Raw genomic sequence first — 13909 nt, 5'->3', positions numbered from 1 at the left:
TTGAAGGAGCTCTTTATTTTCGAAATTTCATTGTTTAAAATAATCGAAAACCCTCAATACTAATACAATAATGTTTGTATGAATGAGGGGCTGAAAAAGATGGATCAAACTATGAATCCAAAACTTAAAAAATATAAACGTCTTTTCTTCACCGTAATGTTTTCTTCTGTTCTTTTTTTCGTTTTTTCCTTTTTTGTTATTATTATAGTTGCAAAAATTATGGGACCTCCTCCTGTCGCTGTCCCGCAAACAAGTGTCTTTTATGCTAATGATGACACTGTTATAGGACAAAGTAATGAGATGCAAAAACGATACAATGTATCTCTCAATGAAATTTCTCCTTATGTAAAAGAGGCAACACTTTCTATCGAAGATCAAAGATTCTACAAACATCATGGCTTTGATATGAAGCGTATCGCTGGTGCCATTGTTGCTGATTTAAAAGCGATGGCAAAAGTCCAAGGCGCTAGTACGATTACACAACAGTATGCCCGTAACCTATACTTAGATCATGATAAAACGTGGAAACGTAAACTATTAGAAGCAATGTACACAATCCGTCTTGAAGTGAATTATAATAAAAATCATATTTTAGAAGGATATTTAAATACAATTTATTACGGGCATGGTGCTTATGGAATCGAAGCTGCATCCCGTCTATATTTTGATAAAACAGCAAAAGAATTAACATTAGCGGAAGCTAGTATGCTCGCGGGTATACCAAAAGGACCTAGTGTCTACTCTCCCTTTTTAAAAAAAGAGCGTGCGAAAGAACGACAATCTCTTATATTAGATGAAATGGTAGAACAAGGCTATATTACGAAGAAACAAGCAGCTTCAGCAAAGAAAGAGTCACTAACTTTCGCTTCATTAGATACGAAAAAAGTCGCAGAGGTTGCGCCTTATTTCCAAGATGCTGTACAAGCTTCTCTTCTTCGTGATATCGGATTAGATGAGCAAGCCTTACAAAAAGGCGGCTTGCGTATTTATACAACGCTAGACCCGAAATTACAATCGGTTGCAGAACAAGCTGTAAAAGACCACATACCTGACACGACAAACATACAAACTGCGCTCGTCTCTATGAATCCAAAAACAGGTGAAGTAGCTGCCCTTGTTGGTGGAACTGATTATAATACAAGTCAATTTAACAGGGCTACACAGGCCGCTCGCCAGCCTGGATCTACATTTAAGCCATTTCTATATTATGCGGCATTAGAACGAGGATTCACCCCTGCTACGCGCTTAAAAAGTGAATACACTGTGTTCACTTTAGGTGACGGTGTTTCAAAGTATAAACCGAAAAACTATAAAGACTATTATGCAGACGATTTTGTAACAATGGCGCAAGCTCTTGCGGTCTCTGATAACGTATATGCCGTGAAGACCAATTTATTTTTAGGCGAAGACATTCTTACAAAAACGGCGAAGCAATTCGGCATTAAAAGTGCATTAAAAGATGTCCCTTCCCTCGCGCTCGGTACATCTCCTGTAAAACCAATTGAAATGGTTAACGCTTATAGCATGTTCGCAAACGGGGGAAAAGAAGTAAAACCTATTTTCATTCGCCGCATTATGGATCATGAAGGAAATATTTTATACGATGCTCATTTGGAGAGTAAACAAGTTCTTGATAAGAGCAAAGCATTTGTGATGGAAGAAATGATGACAGGCATGTTTAATAAAAAACTAAGCAGTTATGCTGCTGTAACTGGTCAATCAATGTTATCTAAACTATCAAGAACCTATGCCGGAAAATCTGGTTCTACTGAAACAGATAGTTGGATGATTGGGTTTACCCCGCAACTCGTAACTGGCGTATGGGTTGGATATGATCAACCTAAATCAATTTCAAACGTAGCAGAACAAGGCTATGCGAAAAGAATATGGACTGATACGATGGAGAAAGGCTTAGATGGACAACCCAAAAAAGAGTTTAAACAACCAAGTGACGTCGTTGCAGTCGATATTAACCCTGAAAACGGGAAAATCGCTACAAAAAATTGTCCAATTTCAGTGAAAATGTATTTTGCAAAAGGTACAGAACCAACTGAATATTGTATGGATCACGTTGATGATAAAGAGGAATTTGAAAAGACAACTGAAGAAAAGAAAAAAACAAGTTGGTGGAAGAAATATCTTCCTTGGTGACACACGAGGCTATTCCAATAAAATGTGGAATAGCTTTTATTGTCATTCTTTGTTGGTAAATCGATATTCCTTGTCGAATCGTCGATATATTTTAAGTTATGATAGATGTATTCGAAAAATCGTCGATATATCTTCATACAACAAGCCAAAATAAAAAGGATGTCTCACTAGTCAACAATCGACTAGTGAGACATCCTTTTCTTTTATTCACTTAATAATGCACGGCGCAATTCTTCGCTAGACTCGTTCCAAATCGCTTCATTATGTTCTTTTAAGAATGTACCAAGTACTTTTTTAGATGATTCGTCCATATGTTCAACCATAATGTGACGCTTCAATGATTTATCCATTTTGTTTACGTGCTCTGGAAGTGACTTATATCCGCGGCGAATTTCACGGTCAACTGTCATTTCACAAGCTGTTACGCCTGCGTAATACGCACCTGTTGCTGTTCTTTCAATCGTTACCCATACAAGCCAGTATGGTTTTCCGTTTGGAACTTCATCTTTATTTGTTAAAAACTTAATACCTTTTTCTACTGTACTACGTGCATGCATCGCACCGATATCAACAAATGCTGTTTTCTCTAGTACATCGACAAATACAGGTGAAATGTTTTCTAGACTTAATGCCCCAACGCCAAAACCACCATGTCCATCTGTTGAATCATTTTTCACGATATTAAAACCGATTTTTTTCTTTTTCTCTGTCATATGTAAATTCCTCCTCACTTAATGATTATAAAAGGCCAAAGATAGGCGCAATAATACTGTTTAAAAATGCAAATACGTATGGAATGACAACATTAAAAATAGGTTGGATTGTGTAATTGCTAAGCGGTGTAATAACTAGAATTAATAAAGCAATTGCCCCGTATTTTTCATACTGTGTCATTTTCGCACGAATATTTGTTGGTGCTAAATCCTCCACTACGCGATATCCATCAAGTGGCGGGATTGGTAATAAGTTAAAGACAAGTAAAACGATATTCAACATAATAAAAATCCGGAAAAATTGAGCTAGCGTATCTGCTACTGCAAATGGAATTGAGTCTAATACACCAAATGTTAATAAGCTATACCAAATAATTAAACCGATTGCGCTTAAAATCAAGTTACTAATCGGTCCTGCAATTGAAACTAATATACCTGCAAGACGAGGTCTTTTAAAGTTATATGGGTTAACAGGAACTGGTCTCGCCCAACCAAAACCAAGAATTAATACAGCAATCATCCCGATAGGATCTAAATGTGCCATCGGCGATAAAGTTAAGCGCCCTTGTCTCTTTGCTGTATCGTCTCCAAATTTATATGCTACATATGCATGCGCAAATTCATGCACTGATAATGCGATAATAATGGCCATTGCTACCAAAGGAATTTGGTGCAACGGGTATCTAAATAACTGATCCATATTTCATCTCCTCTTCCATATGTCAAAAAAGAAATTATTTGTTTTTTCGATTGTTCTTCCACATAATCCGCTATAATAAGAGTGTAACTTACATAAAAGGAGCGATTATATATGCCATACGTAACAGTGAAAATGCTAGAAGGACGCACAGAGGAACAAAAGAAAGCTCTTGCTGAGAAAGTAACAGCAGCAGTAAGCGAAACAACTGGTGCTCCTGAAGAAAACATCGTTGTTTTCATCGAAGAAATGTCTAAAAACCATTATGCAGTTGGCGGAAAACGCTTAAGCGACAAATAATTTCAAGTTTTTTCATAAGAAGCAGCCATTAGCTGCTTCTTATTTTTTTCCTTCTAGTAACTCGATGATTCTCTCTTTATATTTTCCTTTTCTTCCATCTTCATAGATTAAATCATGCGGGTAGAATAGCTTTTGATCCCTTCTCTTCTTACCAGTAATCGCCTCAACAATATCCGATTCACGTGAAAGCTCTCTAAGCTCCCCATTTGGCATAAGAAGTAAGATTGGCAAACGTTCTTCTTCTTCACCAGCACGGTAAAAGTCGTACGGTAAGTCTGATGTTGAATCAACTACTAAATAATATTCGGGATCAAGTCCAATCTTTTTGAATAAGCTACTTAATTCCATCCAATTATCTAAACCGTGCTTATCTGTAAACTCTACATATTTAAATAGGTTTCGATTCATAAAACGACGGCATAGATCGCTTAAAATTGGATCTTCTTCGTCTTGCCATACTTGGAAGTAATAATACATAACGTTCTCGTCTAACTTTAAATAATCCTCTACTGTTACTTCTTCTTCAAATAAAGAATAGAAATGAACAGGGTGATTTTTAAATGTATAGTACTTCTCGTGCAATGATTTTGCACGGTGTAAAATCTTCGTTAAAATAACTTCAGCACTGCGTGTTACTGGATGGAAATATACTTGCCAGTACATTTGATAACGACTCATAATATAATGTTCAACAGCATGCATACCACTATTTTTAATAACTACTTGATTTCCGTACGGACGCATAACGCGCAGTATACGTTCCATATCAAAGTTTCCATACTTTACGCCAGTGAAATACGCATCTCTTAATAAATAGTCCATGCGATCTGCATCAATTTGACTGGAAATCATGCTAATCGCTAATTTATTAGTAGATGTTTTTGCGATTACATCCGCTACCTTTTGCGGAAAGTCTTTATCCACACGACTTAATACGCGATTAATTTCTGTATCTCCAACGATAATCTTTTGCGTAAATTTCTCATGATCTAATGAAAATACTTTCTCAAACGAATGAGAAAATGGGCCGTGACCGACATCATGAAGTAATGCCGCACATAAGCATAACAATCTATCTTCAGCATTCCAGTTCGGTCTGCCATCAAACACATCATCAATCATACGACGAATAATTTCATATACACCTAACGAATGAGTAAAGCGACTATGCTCTGCACCGTGAAATGTAAAAAATGTCGTTCCAAGCTGCTTAATACGGCGCAAGCGTTGAAATTCTTTCGTTCCGATTAAATCCCAAATAACACGATCGCGCACGTGCACATATTTATGTACCGGGTCTTTAAACACTTTTGTTTCGCTGAGTTTGTCGTTTAAATATACCACCTTCCGACATCCCCCTTTCTTTACTGCATTCTTACTATATATTATAAACGAAATAGGAAACAGAAAGAAATGAAAGACTATATTAATTGCCCTTATATAAAGAAAAAACCACTTTTACCGGAGTAAAAGTGATTTTTTTACACATTATTTCCCTAAAACGAACTCAGCAACTTCATCTAAGATCATTTCTTTACCTAGCGGGAAGTAACCTTTGTTTAAGTCTTCGTTTTTAATTGTAAATACGTGGTTATTTTTAACAGCGTTCATATTTTTCCAAATTGATTCTTCTTGGAATTCTTTTAGACGCTGAGAACCGTCACCAGTCGTAAATACGAATAAGTAATCTGGGTTGTAATCGATTAAAGCTTCTTTTTGTACTTGTACTAAAGGTTTATCAGTTGGTGTACCTTTAACTGCTGGTAATTTTAAATCATTAAAGATTACGCTACCGTAACCGTAGTCACCGTATACGCGGAAAGCGTTTGGATATGCAGCCATTTTCATGAATTTAGCATCGCCAGTTTTCGCAACGATTTTATCATGTAATTTGCTTGCTTTTTCATCATACTGTTTGAACCATTCTTTTGTTTCTTTCTCTTTACCGAAGATTTGACCTACTTCTTCGAATTTTGGACGCCATTGGTCTAATGGAGTTTTTAACATAACTGTAGGTGCGATTTTAGATAATTGATCATAAATCTTTTCTTGACGATTATTTACAAGAATTAAGTCTGGTTTTGCAGCAGCTACTGCTTCGATATTAATTTTATCTCCCCAAGCAGAACCAACTGGTTTTACGTCTTTTAATTTCTTTTCAATATGTGCATCAATTTTTTCTTGAGATGTATTAGCAGTAATAATTGGTTTCATACCAAAGATTAATAATTCTTCTGTTGAACCACTAAGGTCAGCAATTTTCTTTGGATTTGCAGGGATTTTAATTTCCCCTTTTGCATGTTGTACAGTGCGCTCTTCAGTCTTCGCATCTTTCGCATCTGCTTTTTTCTCTTCTTTGTTAGAACAAGCTGCAAATAGTACAGAAGTAACGACTAGTACCATTGCTAATAACGCCATTTTAAAATTCTTCATGTTCCCACTCCTTCTAGCTGTATTTCTCTTATAAGTTACAGTGAACTATAAGAAACAAGGTTAACAATTAATAAATATATATTGATTAATTGTTGCTTATGCCCCGTTCTAACGGGTGTTCAACTTCCCATTTACGAATAAGAAATAAGAAGCTCAACGTCCATTAGAAGCCCCCCTCTTTACGAGGGGGATTCTACTTATGCTTTTTTACGCAATTGATTACTAATCATCGCTAAATCATACGTTAAACAAATTGGTTTACAGTTTACTGGACATGGAACAATTTGAGCTTCAATCTCAAATACACTGCGAAGCGTTTCACTTGTCATCACTTCGTCTGGCGTTCCTTGTTTCATTAACTTACCAGCCTTTAATGCAATCATATGATCTGAGAAACGAGAAGCATGGTTTAAGTCATGGATAACCATAACAATCGTTCTACCTTCTTCTTCATTTAACTTTTTCAATAAGTTTAATACTTCTAATTGATGAGCCATATCTAAGTACGTTGTCGGTTCATCTAATACGAGTAATTCTGTCCCTTGTGCAAGAGCCATCGCAATCCATACGCGTTGACGTTGCCCACCTGATAATGCCTCTGCTGGACGATTTGCGAATTCTGTCATTCCCGTCACTTCAAGTGCCCAATGAATGTAGCGATAATCCTCTTCTTTCAACGTTCCAAATCCTTTTTGATGAGGAAAGCGTCCATATGAAACGAGTTCAAATACAGTAAGGCCAGTTGGTACTTCTGCAGTCTGTGGTAAAATTGCCATTTTCTTTGCGATTTCTTTCGTTGGCTGTTTCTCGATTGCTTTTCCGTCAAGATAAACCGTACCCTTTTTCGCCTTCAAAATACGAGAAGCCGTTTTTAATAATGTGGACTTCCCACAACCATTTGGTCCAATAATTGTTGTAATTTTCCCTTCCGGAATTTCAACTGTTAATCCATCAATAATTAACCCTTCATTATAGCCAACAGATACCGCATCAACTGCTAAAGTTGCCATACAAAAAGCCTCCCTTTATTTTGTCCTCATAAGTAAGTATATGAAATACGGTGCACCAATTACAGAGATAACAAGACCGACCGGTATTTCTGAAGTTGTTAACACACTTCTTGAAATTACGTCTGCGAATAAAAGTAAAAACGTTCCTATTAGTGCAGCCGTAGGCAGCATAATTTGATGTTTACCACCAACAAGGCGCCTCGCTAAATGCGGAGCCATTAAACCGATAAAACCAATTCCTCCAGCAACAGCGACAGATGCACCAGCTAAACAAACTGCAATAAATAATAATTTACGTCTTTCTTTTTCTACATTTACACCAAGGCCAACTGCTGTGGAGTCGCCTAGGTTCATTACGTTTAATATGTGAGCTTTACTAATGGCAAGTGGCATGAAAATAACCATCCATGGAAGTACACTTAGTACAAACTTCCAATCTGTGCCCCATAGACTTCCTGCTAACCAAATCGTAGCAAAACGGAAATCGTTAGATGTCATCTTCATAGAAAAAATTAAACTAACAGCACCAAACCCGGCTGCAACAGCGATACCAACCAGTATCAATCGAGTCGATGAAACACCATCTTTCCATGCTAGTAAATAAATAATAACAGCTGCTAATATCGCTCCAACTAGTGCGAAGAACGGAAGAATGAATACAGATAAAAATGTACCAGTTCCTACTTTCCCGAAGAAAAAGTAGACAAAGATAACAACTGTTAATCCCGCTCCAGCGTTAATACCGATAATACCTGGATCAGCAAGTGGATTTCGTGATAACCCTTGCAAAATCGCACCTGACATCGCTAAAGCAGATCCAACTAATATAGCAATGACCATACGCGGCATACGGAATTCAAATAAAATAACAGACTGATCTTCAGCCCCGAGTCCAACCAATGACTTTAATACGTCCATTGGCGGTATTTTAAATGTCCCTGTATTTAAACTCACTAAAAATACAGTAACGATTAATCCTACTAAAATTGTTAAAACCGAAATGTTCTTTTTTGTTAAGGCACTTGTCCTCACATTTTTCCTCTCCCTTCGTTACGTGCTAAGTAGAGGAAGAATGGAACCCCAATTAGCGCTGTAATTGCTCCAATTGGCGTTTCAAACGGCGGATTAATAACGCGAGATAACATATCTGCACATTCAATTAACAGCCCGCCTAAGACCGCAGAACATGGAATAACCCATCTATAGTCTGAGCCTACAAGGAAACGAGTCATATGTGGGATGACAAGGCCAACAAATCCAACCGATCCTGCCATAGAAACTGCCGAACCTGTTAACACAAGAACAAGTACTGTCCCGATAAATTTAATTAATGTCGTATTTTGACCAAGTCCAATCGCAATTTCTTCACCGAAGCTTAAAATTGTAATATACCTCGACATCATAATTGCAATGAAGAGACAAACTAGACCAATCGGTACTAACATATTAATACTTTCCCATTTCACTCCAGCAACTCCGCCTGCATTCCACATACTTACCTCTTGGGCAAGATTGAAATATAGCGCAATTCCAGATGAAATGGCCCCTAATAAAGCACTAATCGCGGCACCCGCTAAAGCTAATTTCACAGGCGTTAATCCACCTGGTGAAGAAGATCCAATTCCATATACAATGCTCGCTCCAAACGCAGCACCAATAAAAGATGCGATAACGAACATTAAATAAGGTGAATTAGGGAAGAATGCATACATAATTGCAATTCCAAATACAGCCCCATCTGTAATCCCCATTAACGATGGTGATGCAAGTGGATTTCGCGTCATACCTTGCATAATTGCTCCTGATACCGCTAAAAAGGCACCTGCTACTACGCCCCCTATTGCTCTAGGCATGCGAAGTTCTTGAATTACATTATGATGCGTAATAGAACCGTCAAACTGAAATACAGCTTGCCATACAGTCTTTAAACTAATATCTGCAGCACCAAACGAAATAGACAGTGCCATGCTTAAAGCTAACAAAATTGTACCTGCTACTAAAATAATAGAAGCAATGAGCGGCCTGCTCTTAATCTCTTTAACATTCACATCTTGCTGTTCTATACTCCTTGCGCTCGCTTCCATCCCTCAACCATCCTAACCAACAACATATGTTTAATTTAATGAAATGAAATTTATTCTCAAATAGCAATAAAAAAATTAAATGAATCGGCCCTTTTCTGATAATGATTCTCAGAATCAGACACCTTCTATTCTACCTATCGCTTCAAAAGACTGTCAACCATTATTTTGAAATACAAATTCATATAGGTTGAGACCTTAATAAATAGATAATGCCTATCTGTCATGAACTATTATCATCACCAGTTAAGCTTTCTCAGAATAGATTCTTCCTCTTATGGGCATAAAAAAAAGAAGAGTAATCTGTTCACTCTTCTTTTCCTTACTTATTTAACTTTGCCTCAATTTTTACAATTAATTCATCTTCTGTTGGCGCTGCAACTGGACGATTATTTACAAATGCGAATGATTTTTTACGGCCAGGGCCACAGTAAGACTGACATCCAACTTCAATCGTTGCACATGAATCTACTTTTTTTAGCTTTGGAATCAGCGTTTTAACGTTCGTTGCCTGACAATCATCACACACACGAAATTCGTTTCCCATTATATAACACTTCCTCTATTTTAAACTTTTCTCAAGTACATTTAAAAATAAACACTAAATGGTATTTTACCGCTCTTTGAAGCTCGTTGCAAGTTTCCTTTCGACGCTCTTTCCTCATATAATGCTACATATTTATATGTTTTCCTACAGCACCTTCCATCATTCTTGGCAAAATTTATCCCGCTTTAATGGGCAGTAAGATCCCCACCTTAAAATTCAGCGAAAGCAAAGAAGTTAGGTGGGGGATGAAGAACCTCCCCACTGATTAAAGTTTCACTTTATACCTCTCATCGAAATCTACCATATTTTTAAAAGCTTTGTATAAAAGCTCACTTTTTTGCCCATTATAAAAATAGGAAGTTCATAAAAAGAAAGGGAGTTGAATCTATGAAAGTAAGACAAGATGCTTGGACGGATGAGGATGATTTATTACTTGCTGAAACTGTACTTCGTCACGTTCGAGAAGGAAGTACCCAATTAAATGCATTTGAAGAAGTAGGAGACAGATTAAATCGTACATCGGCTGCCTGTGGTTTCCGTTGGAATGCTGTTGTTCGCTATAGCTATGAACAAGCTCTTCAACTAGCAAAAAAACATCGTAAAGATAAAATGCGTGCTGCAAGTGGTGAACAAGCGAAAAAACGTTTACTTTATACACCACCAGCTTCAGATCCGATAACTAATTATGAAGAGTTCGTACAAGAGGAATCAATTGTACAATATAAAGAAGCTACTCCATATCAAGAAACTACCGTTCCTACTGCAAAAGGCTCTATGACAATGCAAGATGTTATTTATTTTTTACAAACAGTCGGATCTTCAAATATAAAAGTGACAGCTCTTGAAAACGAGAATACGAGATTGAAACAAGAAATTAAATCACAAATCCTTCGAAATGAAGAACTAGAAAAGAAACTGGAAAAATTAGAAAAACAATCTCATACTGTACAAGAAGATTACGAAACACTTATGAACATTATGAACCGCGCTCGTAAGTTGGCAGTCATGGATGAAGAAGAACGTTCTCAAACATCTTTCCGAATGGATCGAAACGGTAATTTAGAAAAAATTGCAGAGTAAAAAGGATGCATTACATGCATCCTTTTTGTTATTTCACTTCAACCATATGTGCTTCTTCTACTTTAGAATCCCTCTTTATATCTGGGAAAATCTTTTCCTTTGGATTCTCTTTAAAGGATGCTAAACCAATTGTTTTTACCGGTTCACTTATTTTTGCATATTCTGCATCACTAACAACTGCATACATATCTGTATATTTACGTGCATCACCAATTACTACCTTGCCTTCGTACTTCATTTTCTTTCCATCAATTACTACATCTTTTTGTTCCTCTTTAGCAAATACAATTCCAGCTTCATCAGAAATAGCCGGCAATGCTTTAATAGGTTCTACATCTTCTTTCACTACTTTTTTCAGCATGTTTTCCTTTACCATCTTCTCAGCCGTTGTTTTATTCATGATTAAAACCTTTTTCTCATTAACAGTACCTAGTTTAGCTTCAAATTTATTTTGAGATTCAATTTTATCTTTATATTGATCCATTGTTTGTTGAACGCCTGTTTCATCTCCGTACATAACAACACCCGTTGCTTGTGGTGCAATCATATCCATAATAGAACAGCCACTAAATACAGCAGCTGACATAATCGCTACGATTCCTAATTTAACATTTTTCATTTGTATGCCTCCTAAAATCAATAATTACATCTCTTAGTTTAGCCATCTTAGATCATTTAACCAATTCACTTTCCTTACAATTCAGTAAGGTTTTCTCTTAAAAACTACTTTCATTATTTTTTGCTATAATAGAGATTGTCATTTTAAAGATAAGGGGTTAGTTATATGAGCAATTCCCGTTCCATTTTATCTCAGCCAGAGTGGCGTATTGTAGATCAGTCTAGTTTGGGACCAACATTCCATGCATTGCAGTCATTCGCAATGGACGACACATTATGCACAAGTATCGGAAATGGTCAATCAGCTGCAACAATGCGTTCTTGGGTTCATCACAATACAATTGTTCTTGGCATTCAAGATTCACGCCTACCGCACTTGGAAGAAGGAATTTCCTTTTTAAAAGAAAACAACTTCAATGTTATCGTTCGTAATTCTGGCGGACTTGCAGTCGTACTTGATGAAGGTGTGTTAAACGTATCGCTTTTATTCCAAGAGACGGAAAAAGGTATCGATATTGATCTTGGATACGATACAATGTGGCATTTAATTCAGGAAATGTTAAAGGATTACGATGTTACAATTGAGGCAAAAGAAATCGTTGGTTCTTACTGCCCTGGTAGCTACGATTTAAGTATTCGCGATCAAAAATTTGCTGGTATTTCACAGCGCCGTATTCGCGGTGGTGTCGCTGTCCAAATTTATCTCTGTGCTACAGGAAGTGGCTCTGAACGTGCCGCACTCGTTCGTGATTTCTACAACCTAGCCATTCAAGGAGAAGAAACACGCTTTACTTATCCTGAAATTGTACCGAGTACGATGGCTTCACTTTCAGAATTACTTGGCGAAACCATTACAGTACAAGATTTAATGATGCGCCTTTTAAAAACATTGCAGCAATTCGCTCCAAAGTTAACACCATCTCAATTAACAATAGATGAAATACCTTTATATGAGACGAATTTACAACGTATTATTGATCGTAACAATAAAGCACTTGGCTTAGAAAAATAAAGACCGTCGCTATTTTAGCGACGGTCTTTATTTCAATTCGTTATAGAATTAAAGTGCTTGAGCTGCTGTAATTAAAGCTAACTTGTACACTTCTTCTTCGTTACATCCACGAGATAGGTCGTTTACAGGCATGTTTAAACCTTGTAAGATTGGTCCTACTGCTTCGAAGTTACCTAAACGTTGAGCGATTTTGTAGCCGATATTACCAGCTTCTAAGCTTGGGAATACGAATACGTTAGCATCACCTTTAATTGTAGAACCTGGAGCTTTTTTCTCAGCTACAGATGGTACGAATGCAGCATCGAATTGGAATTCTCCATCTAGAGCTAATTCTGGAGCCATTTCTTTTGCAATGCGAGTTGCTTCTACAACTTTTTCTGTTTCTGGAGATTTCGCAGAACCTTTTGTAGAGAAGCTTAACATAGCAACGCGTGGATCAATGCCGAATAGTTCAGCAGTTTTCGCACTTTCGATACCAATTTCAGCTAAATCTTGGCTATTTGGTGCAATGTTAATTGCACAATCAGCGAATACATATTTCTCTTCTTCACGTACCATGATGAATACGCCAGAAGTTTTTGTAACGCCTGGTTTTGTTTTAATGATTTGAAGTGCTGGACGAACTGTATCAGCTGTAGAGTGAGCTGCACCACTTACTAAACCGTGTGCTTTGCCCATGTATACAAGCATTGTACCGAAGTAGTTTTCGTCTTTAAGGATTTTGCGAGCGTCTTCTTCAGTTGCTTTACCTTTACGGCGTTCAACGAAAGATGCTACCATTGCATCCATTTCTTCGTATGTAGCTGGATCGTAAATATCAACGCCTGCTAATGTTAAATTCATGCTAGCAGCTTTTGCGCTAATTTCTTCTTTATTACCAACTAAGATTGGTTTTACTAACTCTTCTTTTGCTAAACGCTCTGCAGCGCCTAAAATTCTTTCATCAGTTCCTTCAGGAAGTACGATAGAAATGCCTTTTCCTTGAACTTTTTCTTTTACTGTTGTAAATAAGTTGCTCACGAATAAACCCTCCTACATATGTTAAAAAACTCTATCTTTAAGAATACTTCTTTTCCTCTATATTTTAAACTTATAGCTCCCAAAAAATAGATAAAATAAAAATGATTATATTTTCATAAAATTCAGCCGTTAAATTCACCTTGCTTAAACACTTAAATGTGACAATTTTATGCGCCAAGGTTTTATATAGATGATTTTAAAACTATATATGCTATAGTTAACGTGTAAAACTATCATTAACTGAGGT

14 protein-coding genes are annotated in these 13909 nt (G+C 36.9%); 4 read left to right on the top strand and 10 right to left on the bottom strand.

What is annotated here, in order from left to right; all coding sequences use genetic code 11:
* The first annotated feature begins 99 nt into the window (after positions 1 to 99).
* The gene (locus tag FH036_RS17885) at positions 100 to 2151 is read left to right on the top strand and encodes a transglycosylase domain-containing protein (protein WP_138320658.1); all 2052 of its coding nucleotides are present in this window, start codon (positions 100 to 102) and stop codon (positions 2149 to 2151) included.
* 203 nt (positions 2152 to 2354) lie between these two features.
* Here FH036_RS17885 and FH036_RS17880 read toward each other — a convergent pair whose 3' ends face one another.
* The gene (locus FH036_RS17880; protein ID WP_000136688.1) at positions 2355 to 2864 is read right to left on the bottom strand and encodes a YwhD family protein; all 510 of its coding nucleotides are present in this window, start codon (positions 2862 to 2864) and stop codon (positions 2355 to 2357) included.
* 25 nt (positions 2865 to 2889) lie between these two features.
* Entirely contained in the window at positions 2890 to 3564 is a 675-nt protein-coding gene (locus tag FH036_RS17875; protein ID WP_044791900.1) for a site-2 protease family protein, read from the bottom strand.
* Positions 3565 to 3675: 111 nt separating this feature from the next.
* Between FH036_RS17875 and FH036_RS17870 the strand changes: the two genes are divergently transcribed.
* Positions 3676 to 3861: a 2-hydroxymuconate tautomerase gene (locus FH036_RS17870; RefSeq protein WP_001147171.1), complete on the top strand. Its 186-nt coding sequence runs from the start codon at positions 3676 to 3678 to the stop codon at positions 3859 to 3861.
* Positions 3862 to 3900: 39 nt separating this feature from the next.
* Here the strand turns inward: FH036_RS17870 and FH036_RS17865 are convergent, their stop codons facing one another.
* The 6 genes from FH036_RS17865 to FH036_RS17840 all read right to left on the bottom strand — a co-directional run bounded on the left by FH036_RS17865 (position 3901) and on the right by FH036_RS17840 (position 9932).
* Positions 3901 to 5205: an HD domain-containing protein gene (locus FH036_RS17865; RefSeq protein ID WP_000262739.1), complete on the bottom strand. Its 1305-nt coding sequence runs from the start codon at positions 5203 to 5205 to the stop codon at positions 3901 to 3903.
* Positions 5206 to 5349: 144 nt separating this feature from the next.
* On the bottom strand, positions 5350 to 6294 hold the full coding sequence (locus tag FH036_RS17860) for an ABC transporter substrate-binding protein (protein WP_000787739.1): 945 nt from the start codon (positions 6292 to 6294) through the stop codon (positions 5350 to 5352).
* A 197-nt stretch (positions 6295 to 6491) separates the two neighbouring features.
* A complete protein-coding gene (locus tag FH036_RS17855) occupies positions 6492 to 7304 on the bottom strand; it encodes an ABC transporter ATP-binding protein (RefSeq protein ID WP_000212064.1) in 813 nt (270 codons plus the stop codon).
* A gap of 15 nt (positions 7305 to 7319) precedes the next feature.
* Positions 7320 to 8336, bottom strand: coding sequence for a FecCD family ABC transporter permease (locus FH036_RS17850; protein ID WP_001260491.1), 1017 nt, complete (start codon positions 8334 to 8336; stop codon positions 7320 to 7322).
* A complete protein-coding gene (locus FH036_RS17845; protein ID WP_000388276.1) occupies positions 8333 to 9388 on the bottom strand; it encodes a FecCD family ABC transporter permease in 1056 nt (351 codons plus the stop codon). The genes FH036_RS17850 and FH036_RS17845 overlap by 4 nt, the downstream gene beginning before the upstream one ends.
* Positions 9389 to 9707: 319 nt before the next feature.
* On the bottom strand, positions 9708 to 9932 hold the full coding sequence (locus FH036_RS17840) for a YuzB family protein (RefSeq protein WP_000526077.1): 225 nt from the start codon (positions 9930 to 9932) through the stop codon (positions 9708 to 9710).
* A gap of 387 nt (positions 9933 to 10319) precedes the next feature.
* On the opposite strand from FH036_RS17840, the gene FH036_RS17835 reads away from it, so the two are divergent.
* The gene (locus tag FH036_RS17835; protein WP_139896039.1) at positions 10320 to 11012 is read left to right on the top strand and encodes an RsfA family transcriptional regulator; all 693 of its coding nucleotides are present in this window, start codon (positions 10320 to 10322) and stop codon (positions 11010 to 11012) included.
* A gap of 28 nt (positions 11013 to 11040) precedes the next feature.
* Here FH036_RS17835 and FH036_RS17830 read toward each other — a convergent pair whose 3' ends face one another.
* A complete protein-coding gene (locus tag FH036_RS17830; RefSeq protein WP_139896038.1) occupies positions 11041 to 11631 on the bottom strand; it encodes a lipoprotein BA_5634 family protein in 591 nt (196 codons plus the stop codon).
* 165 nt (positions 11632 to 11796) lie between these two features.
* Here FH036_RS17830 and lipL point away from each other — a divergent pair, with 165 nt between their 5' ends.
* Entirely contained in the window at positions 11797 to 12642 is an 846-nt protein-coding gene (lipL, locus tag FH036_RS17825) for an octanoyl-[GcvH]:protein N-octanoyltransferase (RefSeq protein WP_000071956.1), read from the top strand.
* 48 nt (positions 12643 to 12690) lie between these two features.
* On the opposite strand, the gene pta is transcribed toward lipL, so the two are convergent.
* Positions 12691 to 13662, bottom strand: a complete 972-nt coding sequence (pta, locus tag FH036_RS17820; RefSeq protein ID WP_000067214.1) for a phosphate acetyltransferase — start codon at positions 13660 to 13662, stop codon at positions 12691 to 12693.
* Between the last annotated feature and the right edge of the window lie 247 nt (positions 13663 to 13909).

Source organism: Bacillus sp. CD3-5, from assembly GCF_006349665.1.
Lineage (GTDB): Bacteria > Bacillota > Bacilli > Bacillales > Bacillaceae_G > Bacillus_A > Bacillus_A paranthracis.
This window is presented reverse-complemented; position numbering and strand designations above follow the sequence as displayed.